General features: G+C 69.6%; 25 protein-coding genes. 15 read left to right on the top strand and 10 right to left on the bottom strand.

Annotation, left to right across the window (positions count from 1 at the left end; translation table 11 throughout):
- The first annotated feature begins 5 nt into the window (after window positions 1–5).
- The 8 genes from ACQEVO_RS19290 to mbp1 all read left to right on the top strand — a co-directional run bounded on the left by ACQEVO_RS19290 (window position 6) and on the right by mbp1 (window position 7902).
- Window positions 6–1430, top strand: coding sequence for a pseudouridine synthase (locus ACQEVO_RS19290; protein WP_432915170.1), 1425 nt, complete (start codon window positions 6–8; stop codon window positions 1428–1430).
- 20 nt (window positions 1431–1450) lie between these two features.
- Window positions 1451–2209, top strand: a complete 759-nt coding sequence (gene cmk / locus ACQEVO_RS19285; RefSeq protein WP_432922814.1) for a (d)CMP kinase — start codon at window positions 1451–1453, stop codon at window positions 2207–2209.
- A complete protein-coding gene (der, locus tag ACQEVO_RS19280; RefSeq protein WP_432915169.1) occupies window positions 2206–3633 on the top strand; it encodes a ribosome biogenesis GTPase Der in 1428 nt (475 codons plus the stop codon). The genes cmk and der overlap by 4 nt, the downstream gene beginning before the upstream one ends.
- 241 nt (window positions 3634–3874) lie before the next feature.
- A complete protein-coding gene (locus tag ACQEVO_RS19275) occupies window positions 3875–4807 on the top strand; it encodes an alpha/beta hydrolase fold domain-containing protein (protein WP_432915167.1) in 933 nt (310 codons plus the stop codon).
- Between the two features lie 126 nt (window positions 4808–4933).
- Complete coding sequence (locus ACQEVO_RS19270) at window positions 4934–6322, top strand: hypothetical protein (protein WP_432915165.1); 1389 nt, start codon at window positions 4934–4936, stop codon at window positions 6320–6322.
- Between the two features lie 86 nt (window positions 6323–6408).
- A complete protein-coding gene (locus ACQEVO_RS19265; protein ID WP_432915163.1) occupies window positions 6409–6912 on the top strand; it encodes a DUF1992 domain-containing protein in 504 nt (167 codons plus the stop codon).
- Window positions 6913–7084: 172 nt separating this feature from the next.
- A complete protein-coding gene (locus ACQEVO_RS19260) occupies window positions 7085–7510 on the top strand; it encodes a nuclear transport factor 2 family protein (RefSeq protein ID WP_432915161.1) in 426 nt (141 codons plus the stop codon).
- A gap of 113 nt (window positions 7511–7623) precedes the next feature.
- Window positions 7624–7902, top strand: coding sequence for a microaggregate-binding protein 1 (gene mbp1, locus ACQEVO_RS19255; RefSeq protein WP_432915159.1), 279 nt, complete (start codon window positions 7624–7626; stop codon window positions 7900–7902).
- Window positions 7903–8283: 381 nt separating this feature from the next.
- Here the strand turns inward: mbp1 and ACQEVO_RS19250 are convergent, their stop codons facing one another.
- From ACQEVO_RS19250 to ACQEVO_RS19215, 8 genes are all read right to left on the bottom strand, one after another.
- Entirely contained in the window at window positions 8284–9039 is a 756-nt protein-coding gene (locus ACQEVO_RS19250) for a metallophosphoesterase family protein (RefSeq protein WP_432915157.1), read from the bottom strand.
- Window positions 9040–9063: 24 nt separating this feature from the next.
- Entirely contained in the window at window positions 9064–9342 is a 279-nt protein-coding gene (locus ACQEVO_RS19245; protein WP_432915155.1) for a BON domain-containing protein, read from the bottom strand.
- Window positions 9343–9927: a nucleotidyltransferase family protein gene (locus ACQEVO_RS19240; RefSeq protein ID WP_432915153.1), complete on the bottom strand. Its 585-nt coding sequence runs from the start codon at window positions 9925–9927 to the stop codon at window positions 9343–9345.
- 85 nt (window positions 9928–10012) lie between these two features.
- On the bottom strand, window positions 10013–10243 hold the full coding sequence (locus ACQEVO_RS19235) for a DUF6480 family protein (protein WP_432915151.1): 231 nt from the start codon (window positions 10241–10243) through the stop codon (window positions 10013–10015).
- Window positions 10244–10423: 180 nt separating this feature from the next.
- The gene (locus ACQEVO_RS19230) at window positions 10424–10633 is read right to left on the bottom strand and encodes a CDGSH iron-sulfur domain-containing protein (RefSeq protein ID WP_432922811.1); all 210 of its coding nucleotides are present in this window, start codon (window positions 10631–10633) and stop codon (window positions 10424–10426) included.
- Window positions 10634–10736: 103 nt separating this feature from the next.
- Entirely contained in the window at window positions 10737–11396 is a 660-nt protein-coding gene (locus ACQEVO_RS19225; protein ID WP_432915149.1) for a HemK2/MTQ2 family protein methyltransferase, read from the bottom strand.
- Complete coding sequence (locus ACQEVO_RS19220; RefSeq protein ID WP_432915147.1) at window positions 11393–12403, bottom strand: iron-containing redox enzyme family protein; 1011 nt, start codon at window positions 12401–12403, stop codon at window positions 11393–11395. The genes ACQEVO_RS19225 and ACQEVO_RS19220 overlap by 4 nt, the downstream gene beginning before the upstream one ends.
- 63 nt (window positions 12404–12466) lie before the next feature.
- Entirely contained in the window at window positions 12467–13075 is a 609-nt protein-coding gene (locus ACQEVO_RS19215) for a flavodoxin family protein (protein WP_432915145.1), read from the bottom strand.
- Between the two features lie 289 nt (window positions 13076–13364).
- Here ACQEVO_RS19215 and ACQEVO_RS19210 point away from each other — a divergent pair, with 289 nt between their 5' ends.
- From ACQEVO_RS19210 to ACQEVO_RS19200, 3 genes are all read left to right on the top strand, one after another.
- Window positions 13365–13775, top strand: a complete 411-nt coding sequence (locus tag ACQEVO_RS19210) for an STAS domain-containing protein (protein WP_432915143.1) — start codon at window positions 13365–13367, stop codon at window positions 13773–13775.
- A 230-nt stretch (window positions 13776–14005) separates the two neighbouring features.
- Window positions 14006–14515: an ATP-binding protein gene (locus tag ACQEVO_RS19205; RefSeq protein WP_348536632.1), complete on the top strand. Its 510-nt coding sequence runs from the start codon at window positions 14006–14008 to the stop codon at window positions 14513–14515.
- Window positions 14505–15320, top strand: a complete 816-nt coding sequence (locus ACQEVO_RS19200) for an RNA polymerase sigma factor SigF (protein ID WP_432915141.1) — start codon at window positions 14505–14507, stop codon at window positions 15318–15320. Before ACQEVO_RS19205 ends, ACQEVO_RS19200 begins: the two co-directional genes overlap by 11 nt.
- A gap of 20 nt (window positions 15321–15340) precedes the next feature.
- Here ACQEVO_RS19200 and ACQEVO_RS19195 read toward each other — a convergent pair whose 3' ends face one another.
- A complete protein-coding gene (locus ACQEVO_RS19195) occupies window positions 15341–15874 on the bottom strand; it encodes a mycothiol transferase (RefSeq protein ID WP_432915139.1) in 534 nt (177 codons plus the stop codon).
- 256 nt (window positions 15875–16130) lie between these two features.
- Between ACQEVO_RS19195 and ACQEVO_RS19190 the strand changes: the two genes are divergently transcribed.
- Entirely contained in the window at window positions 16131–16610 is a 480-nt protein-coding gene (locus tag ACQEVO_RS19190) for a nuclear transport factor 2 family protein (protein ID WP_432915137.1), read from the top strand.
- Window positions 16611–16617: 7 nt separating this feature from the next.
- Here ACQEVO_RS19190 and ACQEVO_RS19185 read toward each other — a convergent pair whose 3' ends face one another.
- Window positions 16618–17658, bottom strand: coding sequence for an NAD(P)-dependent alcohol dehydrogenase (locus ACQEVO_RS19185; protein WP_432915135.1), 1041 nt, complete (start codon window positions 17656–17658; stop codon window positions 16618–16620).
- 173 nt (window positions 17659–17831) lie between these two features.
- On the opposite strand from ACQEVO_RS19185, the gene ACQEVO_RS19180 reads away from it, so the two are divergent.
- The 3 genes from ACQEVO_RS19180 to ACQEVO_RS19170 are packed head-to-tail and all read left to right on the top strand — an operon-like array spanning window position 17832 to window position 20798.
- The gene (locus tag ACQEVO_RS19180; RefSeq protein WP_432915134.1) at window positions 17832–19175 is read left to right on the top strand and encodes a flavin-containing monooxygenase; all 1344 of its coding nucleotides are present in this window, start codon (window positions 17832–17834) and stop codon (window positions 19173–19175) included.
- On the top strand, window positions 19172–19846 hold the full coding sequence (locus ACQEVO_RS19175; protein WP_432915132.1) for a TetR/AcrR family transcriptional regulator: 675 nt from the start codon (window positions 19172–19174) through the stop codon (window positions 19844–19846). The genes ACQEVO_RS19180 and ACQEVO_RS19175 overlap by 4 nt, the downstream gene beginning before the upstream one ends.
- The gene (locus ACQEVO_RS19170; RefSeq protein ID WP_432915130.1) at window positions 19824–20798 is read left to right on the top strand and encodes an alpha/beta hydrolase; all 975 of its coding nucleotides are present in this window, start codon (window positions 19824–19826) and stop codon (window positions 20796–20798) included. The genes ACQEVO_RS19175 and ACQEVO_RS19170 overlap by 23 nt, the downstream gene beginning before the upstream one ends.
- The last annotated feature ends 173 nt before the right edge of the window (window positions 20799–20971 follow it).

Genomic DNA, 20971 nt, shown 5'->3' with positions numbered 1-20971 from the left:
AAATCGTGAATACACCCGCTCGCCGAGATGGCACACCGGATCGTAGACAACGTAGTGACCAGCCCAGCAGGGCCGGTCGGGGGCGCGGCGCGCCGCGTGGGGCGGGGGAGGCCCGCCGCGGTGGTGAGCCGCCCAGGTACGGGCGCGGCGCCGAGCCGCCGCGCGGCGGACGTGCCGGGGGAACGCGCAGCACCGAGCGTGGGGCGCGCAGCGAACAGGTTCAGCGGCCGGGGCGCGGCGCCGGTGGCCCGGAGACGCCGGCCGGTCGCCGTGATGGCCGGCCCGTAGCCGGCCGGGGTGGTTTCGATTCGCCCGGGCGTGGTGGGTACGAATCGCCCGGGCGGGGTGGGTCGCCTGCGACCGGCCGTACCGGCGCGGCTTCCGCGGGACGTGGTGGGTCGCCCACAACCGGTGGTGCGGCGGGCCGCGGTGGTCCCGGTGCCGGTGGGCGCGGTGGTTCCGCGGTATCCGGACGTGGTGGTTCCGCCGGGGCAGGACGCCCCGGTTACTCGGTTGCCGGGCGCGGTGGTTCCGCTCCCGGCTCGCGGGCCGGTGGCCGGCCCGGTGGCGGGGCACCGGCACGGAAGAGCCAGACCGCCCGCTCCGGCAGCGGCACACCGCAGCTGAACAACGCCAAACCGGCCCGCCACCAGCATGTGGAACCGGAGGGGCCGGGCCACGAGAAGATGCCCTGGGGTGAGGGCGAACGCCTGCAGAAGGTGCTGGCGAAGGCCGGTGTCGCGTCGCGGCGGGCGGCCGAGGAGATGATCGATCAGGGTCGCGTCGAGGTCGACGGCATCATCGTGCGGGAACAGGGCCTGCGTATCGACCCGGAGAACGCCGTCGTGCGCGTGGACGGTATCCGGGTGGTGGTGCGCGAGGAACTGGTGCATCTGGCGCTGAACAAGCCCAAGGGCTGGCAGTCGACCATGTCCGACGATCTGGGCCGCCCGTGTGTGGGCGATATCGTCGCCGAGCGGGTCGCGGCCGGGCAACGGCTGTTCCATGTCGGCCGGTTGGACGCCGATACCGAGGGGCTGCTGCTGCTCACCAACGACGGCGACCTCGCACACCGGCTCATGCACCCCTCGTACCAGGTGTCGAAAACCTATCTCGCGACCGTGCAGGGTGAGGTGCACCGCTCGATCGGCAAGATTCTGCGCGAGGGTGTGGAACTCGAGGACGGCCCCGCCACCGTGGACAAATTCCAGGTCCTCGAGGTCGACGCGGGACGTTCCCTGGTCAAGGTGGTGTTGCACGAAGGGCGTAAACATATCGTGCGGCGGTTGCTGGACGCGGTCGGTCACCCGGTGGTCCGGCTGGTCCGCACCCATATCGGCCCGGTGGTACTGGCCGATCAACGGCCGGGCACCCTGCGGGTCCTGGGCCGCGACGAAATCGGCAAACTCTACGAGGCGGTGTCACTGTGAAGGGGGCCGACGTGTTCGGTATGGAAGCTCCGGTCGGAGTCGTCGCGAACCCGGCGGGCGACCGGTCGCTGGTGGTGGCGATGGACGGGCCCTCGGGCACCGGGAAATCCAGTGTTTCGCGGCGGCTGGCGGCTCGGCTGTCGGCCCGCTACCTCGATACCGGGGCCATGTACCGGGTCGCGACCCTGCGGGTGCTGCGCGCCGGGATCGACCCGGCCGATTCGGCGGCCGTGATCGAGGCGGTCACCGATATGCCGCTGCGGATCGGCACCGATCCCGAGAACGAGCTGATCGAACTCGACGGTGACGATGTGCGGGCCGAGATCCGCGGTCCGGCGGTGACCGCGGCGGTGTCGGCGGTGTCGGCGGTGCCGGAGGTCCGCGAACAACTGGTGGCCTTGCAGCGCGAGATCGCGGTGAGCGCCGGCCGGATCGTGGTCGAGGGCCGCGATATCGGCACCACCGTGCTGCCCGACGCCGACGCCAAGATCTTCCTGACCGCGTCCGCGCAGGCGCGGGCGCATCGGCGTAATCAGCAGAACATCGCGGAGGGCCGCGGGGACGACTACGCCGGGGTGCTCGCCGATGTGCAGCGCCGCGACCGCTTGGACTCGACCCGGGCGGTCTCGCCGCTGCGGTGCGCCGAGGACGCGGTTCAGGTCGACACCAGCGAGCTGACCATGGACGAAACGATCGAGGAGCTGTATCGCGAAGTGGCCCGGCAATTGGACCGGCCCCGCGAACGGCATGCGATGCGGCGCCGGGGAGCCGGCGGATGAGCGGGGACACGATGAGTGACGTACTCGCCGGCGACGGCGTGTGGAGCGACGAAACCGACTGGGAGATCACCGATCTCGCCGGCGATCCGGAAGCCGCCGATCACCTGCCGATGCCCACCCTGGCCGTGGTCGGCCGCCCGAACGTGGGGAAATCGACGCTGGTCAACCGGATTCTGGGCCGTCGTGAGGCGGTGGTCGAGGATGTGCCGGGCGTAACCCGCGACCGAGTCTCCTACGAGGCGAGCTGGTCGGGCCGCAGGTTCTGGGTGCAGGACACCGGCGGCTGGGAACCCGACGCCAAGGGGCTGCAGCAGTCCGTGGCCCGCCAGGCCGAACTCGCCATGAACACCGCCGACGCGATCCTGCTCGTGGTGGACGCCGTGGTCGGCGCCACCGCCACGGACGAGGCCGCGGTGAAGGTGCTGCGGCGGGCGAAGACACCGGTGATCCTGGTCGCGAACAAGGTCGACGACCAGCGCGTCGAAGCCGATGCGGCGGCGTTGTGGTCGCTGGGCCTGGGCGAACCGCGGATGGTGTCCGCGGCGCACGGGCGGGGTACCGGCGATCTGCTCGACGATGTGCTGGAAGTGCTGCCCGAGACCCCGCGCGAAGGCACCGGCGGCGTCGGCGGGCCGCGCCGGGTGGCGCTGGTCGGGAAACCGAATGTGGGCAAGTCCAGTCTGCTCAACAAGCTCAGCGGGGACGAACGGTCGGTGGTGCACGATATCGCCGGCACCACCGTCGACCCGGTGGATTCGCTGGTGGAACTGGGCGGCAAGGTGTGGCGGTTCGTCGATACCGCCGGGCTGCGGCGCAAGGTCGCCAATGCCAGCGGTACCGAGTTCTACGCTTCCCTGCGCACCAAATCGGCGTTGGAGGCCTCCGAGGTGGCGATCATGCTGATCGACGCCTCGCAGCCGATCACCGAACAGGATCTGCGGGTGATCAGCCTGGTCGCCGATTCCGGGCGGGCGCTGGTGCTGGCGTTCAACAAATGGGATCTGGTCGACGAGGACCGCCGCCTGCAACTGGACCGCGAGGTGGATCGCGACCTGATCCGTGTGCCGTGGGCGCAGCGGGTGAACATCTCCGCACATACCGGCCGGGCGGTGCAGAAACTGGTGCCCGCCATGGAAACCGCGCTCGAATCGTGGGACAAACGCATCCCGACCGGCCGCCTCAACACCTGGCTGAAGGAAGTGATCGCCGCGACTCCGCCGCCGATGCGCGGTGGCCGGCTGCCTCGGGTGCTGTTCGCCACCCAGGCGACCACCCGCCCCCCGACCTTCGTGCTGTTCACCACCGGTTTCCTGGAGGCGGGCTACCGCCGGTTCCTGGAACGGCGGCTGCGTGAGGAATTCGGTTTCGACGGGTCGCCCGTCCGGATCTCCGTCCGAGTGCGGGAGAAGCGCCCCAAGAAGTGAACCGGGTGGCCGACCGGCGCCACCACCGCTGAGCCCACCGCCCCCGTGCGATGGGCTCAGCCTGCCGTACACGCATCGGGGTCTCCGGCGCCCGCCGCCCCGGGACGCACCGGGTGGCGGGTCGACAGTGCCGCCGCCGTCGGGCGGCGTGGCGGCGCCGAAGACGCAGTTCGGCACGTGTCCGTGGCCGGAACGGTGGGTAGGTTCGGTGGGCACGGTATGTCCTGGCGAGGAGAAGTACATGGTGAGTCGGCGTGGCCGGGCGTTGTCGATGTTCCTGCGGCTGACCCGGAAACGGGGGATGGACACTGCCGAGAAGGCGCGGGCCGCCATGTCCGAGCCCGCGGGGGAGCACGCGCCGCCGCGGGGGTTACGGCGGCGGTATCGGGTCGTGAGCCGGGCCGTCGGCGGCTTTCCGTGTTACACGGTGGCGCCGCGGGCGGGGACGGAATCCGGTGTGGTGGTGATCTACCTGCACGGCGGGAGTTTCTTCCGGGAGATCAGCTGGTGGCATTGGCGGTTCATCGGGCGACTGGTGGCGGCGGGGCATCGGGTGGAGGTGCCGATCTATCCGCTGGCACCGCACCACACGTACCGGGCCGCGCATCCCTTCCTGATCGAGGTCTACCGAAGTGTGCTCGGCGAATCCGACCCCGGGCGGGTTGTGCTCGCCGGGGATTCGGCCGGCGGAACCCTCGCGCTCACGCTCGCCCAATCGTTGCCGGCCGCCGGGCTTCCCGCGCCCGCCCGGTTGATCCTGCTGTCGCCGTGTCTGGATATGCGGTTGTCCAATCCGGAGATCGACCGGATCGAGGACGTGGATCCGTGGTTGGCGCGCCCGGGTCTCCTGGAGGCGGGCCGGGTCTGGGCCGGCGGGGACGATCTCGGCCTGCCGGAGCTGAGCCCGATCAACGGCCCGTTGGACGGGCTCCCGCCGGCCGATGTCTTCATGGGCACGCACGACATCCTGCACCCCGATGCGCGGCTGTTCGCCGAACGTGCCGGTTCGGCCGTACGTTTCGTCGAAGAGGCCGGAGCCTGTCACGTCTATCCGCTCCTCCCGATCCCCGAGGCGGAGCCCGCGGTGCGGGCGATCCTGGCCGCCGTGGCGCAATACAGCGTGCGTCCGGCTGCCGTGGAGCCGGAAGCGCGACCCCGCCAGGGGAACTCGTGAACGGCCTGTGAACGTCGACAGAAATCGGTTGTTTCGACCGTGACGGTGCATCCCGCGGCAAAGCCCGGTACCGTACCCCGGCGTGACCACTTGTCTGCTGTCGAATCACCCGAGGCGGGAGCCGTAATGACCGTCGAGCCGCCGATCGAGGACGATGTCACGCAACTGGCCCAGCGAGTCGAACATGCCCGTAGCCGGCTGGCCTACCAGTTCGATCCCGCGCTCACCGAGGCGCTTTCGGAATCGGAGCTGCGCGCCGAACGTGAACTCGCCGAGCGTATCCGCGAGCAGGAGCGCGGACAGCGCTGGAAGGAGATCCAGGCCGTCGCCGCGGCGAACGACCGGGCCAGGCAGACCACCGAGCAGATCGAGAAGGCGGATATGCGCGACCTCTTGCTCGCCCGTAAAGCCATCGCCGCACAGCGCCGGGAATCCAGCCCGCACGCCAAACTGGCCTCGCTGTACCGGCATCGGTCCTGGTCGTTGCGCGCGCTGGCCGGTGTGGTCGGTGCGGGCATGCTGTGGTCGGCGGTCAACGTCCAGCAGAACATCGCGCCCACCGGCCCCAGTGACCCCTTGTTCTGGTTCAGCTACCTGCTGGAAGGGATGATCAGCGTCTGCCTGATCATCATCATGATCGGTACCAACAAGGTCGCCGAATGGGGTGTGGTCAACAACCGGAAGCAGACCGCGGCCGCCGAGATCGCGCTGCTGGCCTTGACCGTCGGGCTCAACACCTACCCGTACCTGCGGGTGGGTGACTGGTACGACGTGGGCGTGCACGCGGTCGCGCCGGTGATGATCGGTGTCGCGCTGCTCATCCACGACGCGGCCAGCGCCCGCTACGGGATGGCGATCCTGCGGGCCACCGAACAGGTCCGGGTACTGCCCGATCCGGCCGCGCAGATCCGCAACAGCCTGCCGCGGGTCACGATGAAACTCGATCCCAACGCGGTGGAGGCGCGGACCCTGCCGACCGGTGACACCGCCGTGGCGCAACCGGCGGCGCTGGAAACCGGTTCGAAGAAACAATCCGCGGGTGGTGCGTTCCGGTCGGACAGCAAAACCGCTGAACCGGCGAAGAAGCGGGCGGGCGATCTCGCCGATGTGACGTCCGGCCTGATCGGCCGCACCAGCTCCCTGCTCGACGAAATGGCCACGAATTCACCGCTGTTCGACGAACCCGGTGGCAAATCCGCGGAGACCACCGACAAGTTTCCGATCACCACCTCGGCGACCGCCGCCGCCCGGAAACTCGGCCAGCACAAACAGGCCGGGTCCGCGGACGCGACCAACGGTGCCAAGAGCGGCCCGTCGGAATCGAATGCCAAGGGCAAGCTGTCCGGCGACAAGGAGACCGACGAGTTCCTGGAGGTCGTGCGCTCCTCCGACGGCTACGACACCGGTCAGTTCCGGGTCGCCGATATCCTGGAGCAGGAACTGGCCGAACTCCAGGCCGAACGCCGCAAGGCCCGCTCGGGGCGCACCCGCAGCACCTCCACCAACGGGGCCTGACCGGCCGCGCCGGCACCGTCTCGGCCACGGGAACACCGCCACGGTGGCGGCACCACCACCGTGGCGGGCGACGGTGAGGAGGCACGATGTCGGAGCGCAAACCCGCGGGTGTCGATTTCGAGTCGTGGGTCGATCGCAAGATCCGCGAGGCCACCGAGCGCGGTGAGTTCGAGAATCTGCCCGGCGCCGGGAAACCGCTGCCCGGGGCGGGCAATCCGTACCACGACGAGGATGCGTGGTTGCGGGACTATCTGCGCCGGGAGGGCGTGAGCGGGGAGGCGATGCTACCGCCCTCGCTGCTGTTGCGCCGCGATGTGGAACGCCTACCCGGCACCGTGCGGGAGCTGGGCACCGAAGCCGAGGTGCGCGCCGCTGTCGCCGAACTCAACCGCCGGATCGTGGACTGGCTCCGATTGCCGACCGGCCCGCAGATCCCGATCGCCCCGGTCGATACCGAGGAGATCGTTGCGGGCTGGCGGTCTGCCACAAACCACACCGGTGGACGCCCGGTGACCGATGCGCGGGACCCCGAACGTCCCCGGCCCGGGGTACGTCGCCCGTGGTGGCGACGACTCCGGCGCAGCGGCTGATCCAGATATCGCGCCGACATCCCTGTGGTCGTCGAACCGGATCCCGTTGGGCCCACGGAAGTCGAACCGGGTCTGCGGGACTGCTGCGGAGGGCGAACCGGGGTCGCGCGGGTACGGGGGAAGCCGAGCCGATACCCGCCGGGAACCGGGGTCGGTGCGGTTGTATGAGGGGATGGACGCACGTACCCTCGCCGACCGGATCGAGATCACCGATCTGCTCACCCGCTACGCCACCGCCGTCGACGCCAAGGATTGGACGCTGTACCGCACGGTGTTCACCGCCGACGCGCAGATCGACTACAGCACGGCCGGCGGCCCCACCGGCGATCTGGAAACCGTCGTCGCGGCGCTCACCGATCAACTGGCGCTGTTCACCCGTACCCAGCATTTCATTTCCAATATCGCGGTCGATCTGGGCGCGGACACCGCGACGGTGCGCGCCATGTTCTTCAACCCGATGATCGTCTCGCCGGGTAAGCAGTTCACCTGCGGCGGCTGGTACAACCACGAGCTGGTCCGTACTCCGGACGGCTGGCGCAGCACCCGGCTGGTGGAGGAAGCGGCCTGGTTCGACGGTCTCGAGGCCGCGTTCTCCTGACCGGCCCGGTGAGCCAGGACACCCCATCGGGGCGCCGCCGCCGGATTGAACCCGCCGGGCCCGGGTACGCGGCCGATATCCGACCGAGAAACCGAGATTCGGAGGTGGATATCGTGGCCGAGCACAAGACCGCACGCGAGGGCATCGAAGGTGTCGTCGAGGGCGCGAAGGGCAAGGTCAAGGAGGCCGCGGGAGCGGTTCTCGACAACGACAGCCTGCGCACGGAAGGTAAGGCCCAGCAGGACAAGGGGGAATCGCAGCGGGCCGCTGCCGAGAAGGAGACCGAGGCGCAGCAGGAACGTCTCCGGGCCGCGGACGCCGAGCAGCGTCAGCGGTCCCAGCAGGATCCGGGTCACGGGCAGACGGTGGCCCCGACTCCGCGCGACGCCTGAGGGCGGGCCCGGTGGCACCGTGCCGACCGGGCGGCAGTCCACCGCGGCGACCTCTTACGAGGTCGCCGCGGTCTTTTCCGGGAGAAAGTACGCGGTCGCTGTGCGGGACGCTACCGGCTCGACTGGGCGGGGCGAATACCGCTCGCGAACCGGTCCAGGGCCGCGACGCGGTAGTGCGCACGCGCCACCGGCCGGGTGGGCCGCCGCCGAAACCCTGGGCGCCGCGGCCGTCCTACGCAGCGTGACCGAGGCCGGCCGCGGAGACCTCTGTCGAACGACCGCCGCGAGTGTGGGGCCGGCGGGTGTTCTCCGGCAGCTACCCGCGGCGGGCGGTGACGGTTCGGCGGCGACGGTCCGTGGTGTGCTCCCGGCCGGGGTGACTCAGCCGGAAACCGCGGACCGGTCGGGTACCGGTTCCCCCGCGGCGCTGCCGTGGAGTTCGTAGACGGCGAAAGCCTTGCCGATCACCGGCTGGGCGACATTGCGCACCCGGATACCACCCGGCGTGCTGCCGCGTTCGGTGCCGGCGTGCGCATGGCCGTGCACGGCCAGATCGGCCCGGTGGTTGTCGATGGGTTCGCCGAGCAGATACGAGCCCAGGAACGGATAGATTTCGCGCGGTTCCCCGTGCAATGTGTCGCTGACGGGGGAGTAGTGCGTCAGCACGACCGTGACATCGGTGTGCAACCCGGCCAGCGCGCTGTCCAGCGCGGCCGCCAGCTCGACGGTGTGCCCGGCGAAATCACGCATCAGCCGTTCCCCGAACACGCTCGCGCATTTGCCCGCGAAACCTCCGCCGAAACCTTTCGTGCCGGCGATACCGAGTGTGGCGCCGTCGATCTCGAGGGTGGTGGCGGCGCCTTCGAGCACGGTGATCCCGCAGGATTGCAGCACTTCGGTCATCTCGGCGGCGGCATCGCTGTGGTGGTCGTGGTTGCCGAGTACGGCGACCACCGGCACCCCCACGTCGGCGAATTCCCGCGCGACCACCTCGGCTTCGGCGGGTGTCCCGTGCCTGGTGAGGTCACCGGCCAGGAGCAGCACATCGGCCAGGGCCGGTAGATCCCGCAGCGCGGGCCGTAACAGGCCGCGGGAATCGGTGCCCAGATGAACGTCTCCGACAGCGGCGATCCGCATCTGCCTGCTCCCTTCTGCCCGGCGTCACGCGCCGAGGTCTTCGGACTCGCCCGGCCGGGCCGTCGCGGTGACGTGGACGTCGTTGTGGATCGGCAGTTCCGGGGCGATATCGTGCACCACCTCCTCGAGCAGACGGCGCCGCGCAGCGGTGCTCACCTCGCCGTCGAGGACCACCACATCGCCGCGGATCCGGACCTGCACCCCTTGTTCGCTGGTGCGCGGGTCCTCCGCCAGTGCCCGATGTATTTCGGCGGCCAGGTATTCCGGTGGTCGTTGCCGGGAGGAATGCGGGTTGCCGGACATCTACTCCGCCTTTCCGGAGTCGCGCGACCCCGTTCTCGTCTCGGCGATCCCGAGATCGTCGATCAATCCGAGGAATGCCCGTGCGTAGGGCGAATGCTCGGTCTGGGCGCGTACCGCGGGCCAGTTCACCTGTTCCCGCAGATCGCGCGAGATCCGCAGCAGCGGACTGAGGTCGAGCCGGTGCGCGTCGAAGACGAGCAGTTTGTCGACGAGCAGGTCGGTGGCATCGACCACGGGCGCGAGGGTTGGTCCCACCCGCATGGTCTCGGCCCGGCCCAGCAGTGCGTCGTCGACGTCCCGGTTGTTGGGCCGGTGGATGATATCGATGAGCGTGTCACCGTCGTAGGCCTTGATCAGCCAGTCCTCGGCGGCCTCCGCGAGGCGTAGACCGGCCCGGGCCAGTTCGGTGCGCGCCCGCGCACTGTCCTCGGGTTTCACGAACAGGTCGACATCGTGATCCGACGGCGGGCCGCCGCGGGCGTACACGGCGCAACCGCCGGCCACGGCGAACGGTATGCCCTCCTGTTTCAGGGCGTTCGCGGCCCGGGTCAATGCGTGCAGCAGTTGCTCCTCGGTCGGAACCATATGAGGCGGCTACCCGGGGCCCGCGCAACTAATCAGCGGATGACCGGCCGGGCAGCCGTGCCACCGCCGGGGCATCCCGCCGGTCTCAGCCCAGTGACGCGATGAGGACGACGGCCACCACCACGAAAACCGCCACGAGCACGACTGCGGCCAGCACCGCCACGATCCCGGTGGGCGGGAAACGACGGCTGGTGCGCGGCTCGGGGGCCGAGAGGCCGGAGGTCTGTGCCGTATCCGGCGGGGTGGAGCCGGCGGGTACACCACCACCGGGCTCCAGGTCCGGGGTCGCGGACGGATCGGGGTCCATCGAATTCATGAGCGCTGCCCTGCCTTCCGTTGTCGCCGGCACGGCCGGCGGGTCGGCCGCCGCTCACCCGGCCTACGGACCGCTGCGGGCCCGCGTACCGGCGGGACGACGGCGGCGGTGATCGTCGGTCATGGGTCGCGCGTACCCGCTGCGCGGGCGGTCAATCGGCGCGATATCGCGCACCGGTGGTCACGAGTGACCGCCGCGGCGCCGGTGGCTGGTATCGCACAGTGGGTAGCTCCGCGACCGTTTGCACAGGCAGATCGCGACGAGAAAACGATCCGCGTGCACTACCTCGCCGTCTGCGGTAACCAGATCCACCGGTCCGTCGACCAGCGCGGGCCCGTCCTCGGTGAAGACGATCCGCACGGGTTCGGCGCGCCCGTCCGCCGGCGTCACGGCAACGGCAGGGGGATCGTCCGTGCCGGGCCGGCCGGCCGGTGGACGGATACTGCCGAGCCGGGAGCAGCCGGCGGGCGAGGCGTGCGCCGGAACCGGTTGCTTATCGTGTTCGGTCGGCACGGATCACCACCAACTCCTCGTGTCGCTGACCGGGCCGGATCAGGCCCCGGTCGCGTAGCCAGCCGCTGCGCCGGGTCAGCACCGGTCCGAAGGGGATCACCGTGCGGGCGACCACCGTCGCCTTCAGTCCGCCGCTACGGAGCTGGCGGAGACTGGTCGCGGTCCCGGAGAGGCCCGAATGGACCAGCAGCGCGGTGCCGCCGTTGTTCAGCAGGCGCGGCATCATCGCGCACAGTGGATCGAGCAGGGAGCGGCCGTGCCGACCGGCGTCCCAGGCGCGGGCCGCGCGACCGTCCGGCACCGGACGGTCGCTCGGGACGTACGGCGGGTTGGCGACGATGACATCGAAGGTGCGTCCGGCGACCACCTCGGTCACGTCCCCGCACAGCAATTCCAGCCGTACCCCGTTCAGCCGGCTGTTCAGCCAGGCCGAGGCCACCGCGGCGCGGGACAGATCCACCGCGGTCACCGCTGCCGCGCCCGTGCGCGCGGCATGGATCGCGAGCGCACCCGTCCCGGTGCACGCGTCGAGCACGCTGGCCCCGGCCGGCAGGGCCGCCTCGGTCATGGCGCGGGCCAGCAGCCACGTGTCGGGCTGCGGCCGGTACACACCGGGTGCACGCATCAACACGGCGCTCACCCGGCCTCGGTCCGCAGCGCACTGCGGCCGGCCCGCCAGCGGCTCAGCATCAGCTCGGTGCATCGGTCCTCCAGAAGGTCGGTGGCCTGGATCCCGAAGACCACCGATTCGGCGAGCTCGGGTTCGCGGGCCAGCAGATCGGCCAGCACATCGCGGCGCACCACCTGTTCGTGGACGGCGTCCGCGGTGACGTGCTCGGCGTAGAACCGCACGCAGTCCGCGGGCGCCGAGAATCGCCGCAGCGCCTCCACCAGCACCCGGGACGCGGGGGAGGAGGTGATCTCCACCGCCGCGAAATGCCCTACCAGCGCGCCGCGGAGCGAGCGGTGCAGGCCGAACAGCGACATCATGTCCACCAGGGCCAGCATGGGCGCCGGCACGATATCCAAATAGTGCAGGTAGCCGTCGTCCAGATCCGCGGCGCGCAGCAGATCGGCGTAGAGCCGGGCATGGATCCGGTCGCCGTGCCCGCCACCGAATTCGTCGAACTCCACCGCCACCAGGGCGGCTTTCGCCCGGCCGCGCAACCGTGGGATGACCCAGGCCACGGGGTCCGCTTCCTTGTGGTGGTAGATCGAGCGCTGGACGAAGTATTCGCGCAGTTGCTCCCAGGTGCCCTCGTCACGCAGGAAGGCCGGGACCCCGCCCGCGACGGGCGGTGCGAGCAGCCGGTCCAGTTCGGCCTCCACATCGTGACCACCGGGGACCTCGGCGCGTAACGCGTCGGCGAACCGGCGTTCCAGTTGCCGGCGCAACCGCAGCAGTTCGCTGTCCCACTCCCACTCCGGGTCCACTCCGCGAAAGCCCTGGTAGTGCAGTTCGTAGCAGGTGTGCAACGCCAGCTGGAGATCGTCACCGTACGGGTCGATATCCGGCGGCGCGGGCGGGACCGGGCTGCCCGGTTCGGCCGGGAGCAGGGCCACCAGATCGGCGGAGAGCGGGCCCCGGGGCGTGGGCAGGCGCATCCCCCGGGAGACGGTGCCCGGGGCGGCGAGTGTTTCGACCATAGGATTTCACCTTTCGTGGCGACGGTGTCGTCGTCCGGGCGCACCGCGGGGACCCGGCGGCGGTCAGCCGGCCGGATACTGCGCGGAACGCAGAAGTCGGGCCAGGTGGGCGGCGTTGCGCGCCGCCGTGGCATTGGTCGACGCGACGGCATCGGGGGTGCGCTCGAGGTCCAGGTAATCGACCCCGCTCATCGCCTCGCCGTTCCAATAGGTGGCGCCCTGGGCGGGAACGGTGAAACCGATATCGTTCAGCCCCTGGAAGACATCGGCGATGATCTTGTGAGCGCCGTCCTCATTGCCCACCGCGGCCGCGATCGCGACCTTGCCGAACATCGCGGGCCGGCCCGCGTCGTCGGTTTCGGACAGTTCGGCGTCCAGTCGTTCCAGTGCGCGCTGCGCGACCGACGACATATGCCCCAGCCAGGTGGGGGTGCAGAACAGCAGAATATCCGCCGCCGCGATTTCGGCCCGGATACCGGGCCACTGGTCACCCTCGCCCTCGTCGGCGGAAACACCCGGCCGGACATCGTGGTCCACCACCCGGATGACCTTGCCGGTCACCTCGTACCCGGCGAGTTCGGCGAGCAACTGGCGCGCGATCCGGTCGCTGCTGGATTCGGCCGGTGATTTCTTCAGCGTGCACACCAGCGCGACTGCGGTCAGAGAAGCCATCGTCGTGCCAACCTCCGCTCTTCTGGGAACCGGAACCGCCGCCCGGCCCCGTTGCCCCCGCAATAGCCGCCCGCGCGCGGGGTAAACGTGCCGGTGCGCAGGCGGTGCCCGCGCCCGGTGTACAGCGGCAGCCGGTCGTGCCAGAATGAGGACGAGGTTGAAACACACAGCCGAACCCGGTGCGGCGTATGTCGGTAGTCGGGCTCTCCAGGCGGGCGATGCCCGCGTGGTCGCTGGTCCCGATCGGGTATGCCAACCGGAATCCCACACCGCAACGGACGGGATGCATATGTCGGTAACCACCGCCCTTTACCAGGTCGATCAGCACCGGAGAAGTGATCCGCGCGCCGCCGCCGGCGGCGGCCGGATGTGGTCGCGGCGCAGCACCGAGCGCCCCGATTATCTGATCGCCCGAGTCGAAGGCGAACTCGATGCGGTCGGCCTCGACGATTTCCGCGCCTTGCTCGGCCGCTGTTGCCGGGAGGAATGCCGTGTGGTCGTTCTGGACCTGCGTGCCACCACATTCCTGTGTCTGCGCGCCGCCGCGGCGCTCGCCGCCGCCAAATCCGACGCATGGCGTTGTGGGGTCGAGTTACGGCTGGTCAGCGGGCGTCACGATATCGAGCGCGCGCTGGGGGTCACGGGGGTGCGCCACCAGTTCCGCTATTTCCCGACGCTGCGCACGGCCCTGATCGGTTGAGGCCGGCCCCGGCACCACCGCCGATACTGTCGGCGGTGGTCGCGTTCTGTCCTGGGCCCGCGAATTATCGTTCCACCTGCTCGATTCGGACCTGCCCGGTTACCGTGTGGACGCGCGCCAGTAAGTTGTCGGAAGGTTGTCGCGGTTTCGGCACCCCGATGCGGGGTACCTGCGCATGTGACAATCAGGCCGAGGACAGACAGCCGCGGCGTCGCCGCCGGATCCAGGCCGTGAGGGCCCCGGCAGGCGCCCCCGGCCCGCGTCGGGTGGGCCGCAGTAACGAGGTGGTGGTGCGCATGGTGGACAGCGTCTCCGACTCAGTGGATACGACTTCACGAGATACGACAACCGTCGGCGTACGCGTCCCGGCGCAGCAAGAGCAGCTGGTGATGCTGCGCGCGCTGGCCGAGACGGTGGCGCTGATCGCCGATTTCGGCTTGGACGAGGTGACCGATATCCGGCTCGCCCTCGACGAGGTGGCCACCTCGTTGATTGCGGCGGCCGTTGCCGACTCGACACTGAGCTGCGACTTCGATTATGACCGGCACCGCATGACCGTGCGCGTAACCTCGACTGCGGCGACCGATTCGCTTCTCGATCAGGAAGGTTTCGGCTGGCATATCGTGCGGACCCTGACCCGCGGGGTCGACGTGGTGCAGCATCCCTACGACGTGGCGAGTGGTGGATACCCGACCGATGTCGAATTCAGCTGGTACCGAGGGGGCGCCGATGGCGCATGAGGCACCGCGCGTAGATCCGGGGCCTTCACGCCGCCATCGTGGCAACGACAGCTACGACAATATCGAGCCGTTGTTCGGCGATATGGCCGCCGCGCCGGAGGGTTCGGCGCAGCGGGCGGCCATTCGGGCGGAAATCCTGGACCGGTGCCTGCCGCTGGCCGAACATATCGCCCGGAAGTTCTCCGGGCGGGGTGAAACCTACGACGATCTGCTGCAGGTGGCCCGGCTGGGGCTGCTCAACGCCGTCGAACGATTCGATGTGTCCCGCGGTTCGTCGTTCCTGTCGTTCGCGGTGCCCACCATCATGGGGGAGGTGCGCCGGCATTTCCGGGACAACACCTGGTCGGTGCGGGTGCCCCGGCGGGTCAAGGAGATCCAGTTGAGCCTGGGCCCGACCATCGAGACCCTGTCTCAGCGGCTGGGCCGGGTACCCCGGGCCCGGGAGATCGCCGACGAGCTCGATATCGACTTGGTGGAGGTCACCCAGGCGCTGATCGCCGGTAATGCCTACCAGACGTCCTCGCTCGACGCCCCCGCCGGTGACGACAGCGAGTCCGCCGCGCCGCCGCTGGTGGAATCACTGGGCAGTGAGGAAGAGTCGTACGGCTGGGTGGAGGACTATCTGGCGGTCGAACCGCTGCTCGGCGAACTCACCGAGCGGGAACGCCAGGTGCTGCGGATGCGGTTCTTCGAATCCAAGACCCAATCCCAGATCGCCGACCGGCTCGGCGTCTCGCAGATGCATATCTCGCGGATACTGTCGCGCACCCTGGGCTGGTTGCGCGAGGAGGCGCTGCGCGACTGACCCCGCGGGCCGGGGCCCGATCAGTGCCGGGCGGCCGCCGGTGCCGCCGCCGAACGGGTGAATACGCCGCGTAGGTAGGCGGCCTGCCCCGCGTGCTGGAGGTCGTCGGCGATCACGCTGACCAGCCGCACGCCCATGGTCACCGGCGGGTCCCAGTTCTCGTCGACCACCTTGTCCAGATCGGCCTCGGTGAGAGTGCCCAGGAAGCGCCGGGTATGGGCGTGCACGGCGTCGTAGTAGCCGGCGAGCAGTTCCGCCGGGGCCTGGATGCGGGCGACCTCGGCGGGGGTGTCGCCGTAGCCGGTGGCCTGCCGGTCGATCGGCAGGTCGAAACGCTCGTACCAGCCGCGGCCGGTCCACAACGATTCGGTGCCGGTCAGTTCCGCCAGGTGCTCGTCCTGCACCCGGGTCAGATGCCATACCAGCCAGGCGATGGAATTGGCTCCCGGATCGGGCCGGTAGTGCAGGGCGTCCCGGTCGAGCCCGTCGACGGCCTCGTGCACGGCCTCCCGGATCCGGTCGAAGGCATCGGTGAGCAAATCGGCGCTGTTCATGGTCTCTCCGTCGTTCGATGGCGGGAGCGGCGTCCGGCGCGGCGGGCCGTCTCTCGCGAACTCTCTGCTTCTGTTTCGGGCGCAGTACCACCGGCGGGCGCCCGCAAACCGGGGCGGCCGGGGCGGTGCGCTCGGGTGCGTGTTCGGCGAGATGGCCGCACGGCACGATCGGCCCCGGCGCGGCAGCGATCGGCCGGGCATCGGTAAACTAGAACGTGTTCTTGCCGCGCGGATCGAGGCGTGTCAAGGTAACTGCATGGATCTGCAGGCGCTCGAACTCATCCGCGGTCTCAAATACCGGTACTTCCGCACGCTGGACCTCAAACAGTGGGACGATTTCGCCGCCACGCTCGACCCGGCGATCGAGGCCCGCTACGGCACCCACGCCATGGGCCGGGAACTCACTCTGGACGGACGCGACGCGGTGGTCGGATTCATGCGCGAGAACATGGGGCCCGGCATCGTGACCACCCATGTCGCCAACCATCCGGAGATCGTCGTCGAGGGGGACACCGCCACCGGGAGCTGGTTGTTCGAGGATACGGTGATCGCGACCGATTACGGATTCCTCATCCGGGGCGCCGGCTACTACACCGATCGGTATCGCCGGGGCAAGGACGGAGTATGGCGGATCAGCGCCACATCCTACGTCCGGATCTACGAATCGTCGCAGTCGCTGGCCGATACACCCAGCCACAAGTTGATCAGCAATATGTGGGCGCCGGCCGGCGAGTAGTGAGGGGTCAGGGCACCAGTACGGCGCGGCCACGGATACGCCCCTGCTCCAGCAGGGCGTAGGCATGGGCGCCGTCTGCGAGGGCGAACTGCTCGGTGCGGGCACTGATCCGGCCGGCCCGCGCCAGCGCGATACTGTCGATGAGATCGCGTTTGGTGCCGCCGTAGGATTTGCGCACCGTGGCGCCCCACGGTAGTCCGGGGCCACCGGCCGGTCCGGCGGTGATCTCGGGGTTCCCGTCGCCGAGCCCGATCATCCGGTAGGCGCCGTTGGGGGCGACGCTGCGCACCGAGAGCTGGGCGGTGGCATCGACCCCGACGAAATCGAAGACCGCCTCCGCCCCGCGGCCGCCGGTCATCGCCAGGATCCGGTCGGCGGTATCGTCGCCGGCCGATAACGTTTCGTGGGCACCGCATTCGGTGGCCAGTTCCCGTTTGGCGGGGTCGGTGTCCACCGCGACGATCCGGGTGGCGGTGAGCTCGCGCAGGATCTGGATTCCCACGTGGCCGAGCCCGCCGGCGCCGATCACCACCGCGGTCGATCCGGGAAACAGCTGGTCGTGGGCGCCGCGGATGGCGTGGTAGCTGGTGAGCGCGGCATCCGCCAGCGGTGCCGCGGCGACGAAATCCAGATCGCCGATCGGTACGAACGAGCTCGCCGGGATCGCCACGTATTCCGCCATCCCACCGTCGGGCCCGAGACCCGGGCAGGGCGGCATGGCGACCCGGCCCGCAGCCCGGCAGACATTCTCGTTCCCGCTCGCGCATTCCGGGCAGATTCCGCAGGACCAGCACAGATACACCACTCCGCGTTCCCCGGTGGTGCGGCCGGATACCCGGTCGCCCACCGCGGCGATGGTGCCCGCGATCTCGTGGCCGAGGGTCAGCGGTTCGTCGCGCACCTTGAACGGCAGGTGCAGGACGTGCAGGTCGGAATGGCAGATCCCGGACGCGCCCACCTGGATCAGGAGTTCGCCGGGGCCGGGTTCGGGCGTCGGGACCTCGCGTATCTCGAGGCGGCCGGGTTCGGTGAGTTGCAGAGCGCGCATGGGGTTTCCTCCCGATCCGACCGGTATGACGTGACTCACAACGTAGAGCGCGGCAGGTCGGCTGACAAGGGTTGATTTTTCTTGACACCTGTCAAAACCGGTCCTAGGGTTCCTGTGACCGGTGTCACTGCCGGGTTGTCTCCGCTGTCGGGGCGGAACGCGCAGGAGGTTGTATGCCGAAACCCACCGTCGCGGTCATCGGGGCCGGAATCAGCGGCCTGACCACGGGAAAAATGCTGGGCGACTACGGAATCGAGTACACCTGCTTCGAATCCTCGGACCGGATCGGCGGGAACTGGGCGTTCGGTAACCCCAACGGGCATTCCAGCGCCTACCGGTCACTGCATATCGATACCTCGAAATACCAGCTCTCGTTCCGGGACTATCCGATGCCGGATTCCTACCCGGATTTCCCGCACCACAGCCTGATCAAGGAATACCTCGAGGGCTATGCGGCGGCCTTCGACCTGAAACGGGCCATCGAATTCGGCAACGGTATCCGGCACGCCGCTCCGGCCGGTGGCGGCTGGGAGCTCACCACCGAACGCGGCGAGAACCGGCGCGCCGACCTGCTGGTGGTGGCCAACGGGCACCACTGGGATCCGCGGTTCCCCGATTTCCCCGGGGAGTTCACCGGACAGTCCATCCACTCCCACGCCTATATCGATCCGCGGACCCCGCTCGATCTGTACGGCAAACGCATCCTGATCGTCGGCATCGGCAACAGCGCCGCCGATATCACCGTCGAATTGTCCTCGCGCGCAATGGACAACGAGGTCTGGCTGTCCACCCGGTCGAGTGCGTGGGTGGTGCCCAAATACTTCGCGGGGACCCCCGCCGACCGGTATTTCCGCACGGTGCCCTATGTTCCGCTGTCCTGGCAGCGCAAACTGGTCCAGACGTTCACGCCCTACATCTCGGGCGACCCGGTGAAGTACGGCCTGCCCGCGCCGAACCACAAGTTCTTCGAGGCGCACCCCACCCAATCGGTGGAACTGCCGCTGCGGCTGGGCTCCGGAGACGTGGTGGCCAAACCCGATGTGCGCCGGCTCGACGGCGAGACCGTGCATTTCGTGGACGGAACGCACAAGGATTTCGACGTCATCATCTACTGCACCGGCTACAACATCACCTTCCCCTTCTTCGATCCGGAGTTCATCAGCGCGCCCGACAACCGGATCTCGCTGTACAAGCGCATCTTCAAACCCGGTGTGGACAACCTGGCGTTCGTGGGGTTCGCACAGCCGTTCCCCACGCTGTTCCCGTTCGTGGAATGCCAGGCCCGGCTGGTCGCCGCCTGGGCGGCCGGGTACTACCGGCCGCCGTCGGAGGAAACGATGTACCGGATCATCGAGGCGGACCAGCGGCGCTTCACCGGGCATGTGGTGGACCGGCCGCGCCACACCCAGCAGCTGGACTATTTCGTCTACGAACGCGATCTGCGGCTCAGCGAACTGCCGGCCGGGCTGCGCCGGGCCCGGACCCACGGTGCGCTTCCGGCCGGGAGTACCGGATGACGGTGCGTTCGCGGACCGACCGGCGCGCCCCGCACCGCGGCGACCAGCGTCGCAGCGCCATTCTCGTGGCGCTGGACGAACTGCTGCGCGATAACGGGGGACGGCTCGAAGCCGTCAATATCGCCGAGATCTCCCGGCGGGCCGGACTGACGCGATCGGCGTTCTATTTCTACTTCGAGAACAAGGCGTCCGCGGTGGGGGCCGCCCTGGAGGAAATCTACGAGGAAGTATTCGCGGTCAACGATATTCTGCTCGGCGCCGGGGAACCGGCCGGGCGTATCGAACGGACGATCCGCGGGCTGGTGGATTTCTGGGACCGCCACCGCCACCTCTATCGCGCCGTCCTGGAGGCCCGCAGCGCCTCACCGGCCGTGCGCGATATCTGGGAAACCGAGCGCCAGGCGTTCATCCCGGCGATCGCGGCCATGATCGAGGACGAGCGCCGGGCGGGCCGGGCCCCCGCCGGCGGTGACGCCACCACCCTCGCCGATGTCCTGCTGCTGCTCAACGAACGCCTGCTCGAACGCCTCACCCTGGGTGTGGAACTCGACCGGGAACGCTATATCGAATCGGTGGTCACCGTCTGGCTGCGCTCGATCTACGGCCACGAACCGGAGCCCGCCGAACCCACCACCGCGAGGAACCGTCATGACCCTGCACCACCTCCCTGAAACGGGGACCGCCGCCGCCCCTGCCGAACTGACCTTCCGGTCCGGTGCCGACCTGTGTCACGCCTGGCATTTCCCGGCCGGGTCGGCGGACCTCGAGCGTTCGTCCGGCCGGCCGGTCGTGGTGATGGCACACGGATTCGGCGGGACCAAGGATTCGGGGCTGGAACCGTTCGCCCGCGCCTACGCGGCCGCGGGAATCGATGTCCTGGCGTTCGACTTCCGGCATTTCGGCGCCAGCGGCGGCGAACCCCGCCAGCGGATCCGGATGGCCGATCAGCTCGCCGACTACCGGGCCGCGGTCGGCGCGGCCGCCGAGTTGCCGGGGGTCGATCCGCACCGCGTGGTGCTCTGGGGCGTCTCGCTGTCCGGCGGCCACGTCTTCGCGGCGGCCGCGGCCGCGCGTGCCACACCGGGGAAAACGGCCACCGCACGGGCCACGCTGGCCGCGGTCGTCTCGGTGACGCCACTGGTGGACGGCCGGGCCGCCGCGGCGCTGGCCGTCCGCTCGGGCGGCCCCGTGGCGACCCTGCGCGGCGCCTATGCCTCGATCCGGCGGCAGTTGGACGCGGTGACCGGCGGGTCGGGCCTGATTCCCCTGGTGGGCCGGCCCGGTGAGGTCGCGGCGCTGGCCCTGGACGGCTGGTACGAGTCCTATCGGGCGCTGGCCGGGCCGACCTGGCGCAACGAGATCGACGCGGGCGTGCTGCCGCAGCTGGCCGGGTTCCGTCCGGCGCGGGCGGCGGCGGAACTGCGACTTCCGGTGCTGGTGCAGATCGCCGATTTCGACCGCGGGGCACCGCCGTACGCCGCCGCCAAGGCCGCGTTCGCGGCGCGTGCCGAGGTCCGCCACTATCCCTGCGACCATTTCGGGGTGTGGCCGGGCAATCCCTTCTTCGAGCCCGCCCTTCGGCATCAACTGATGTTCCTGCGCCGCCACCTCGCGCCGAACTAGTCCCGGATCGGCAACCACCACGGTTGTCGCACGGCGGCGCAACCGTGGTGGTCACCCGGCGGACCCGGTTCCCGTCCGCACCGGCGACACACGGACCGGAGTCACCCCTGCGGTAGCGTCACGCGTACCCCGCGATGTGATACACGCCAAATTGCAGGCAGGTAACGCCAGAT

It is taken from the genome of Nocardia sp. CA-290969, from assembly GCF_050936135.1.
GTDB lineage: Bacteria > Actinomycetota > Actinomycetes > Mycobacteriales > Mycobacteriaceae > Nocardia.
Note: the sequence above shows the minus strand (reverse complement) of the source record. Positions and strands in the feature narration are given on the sequence as shown.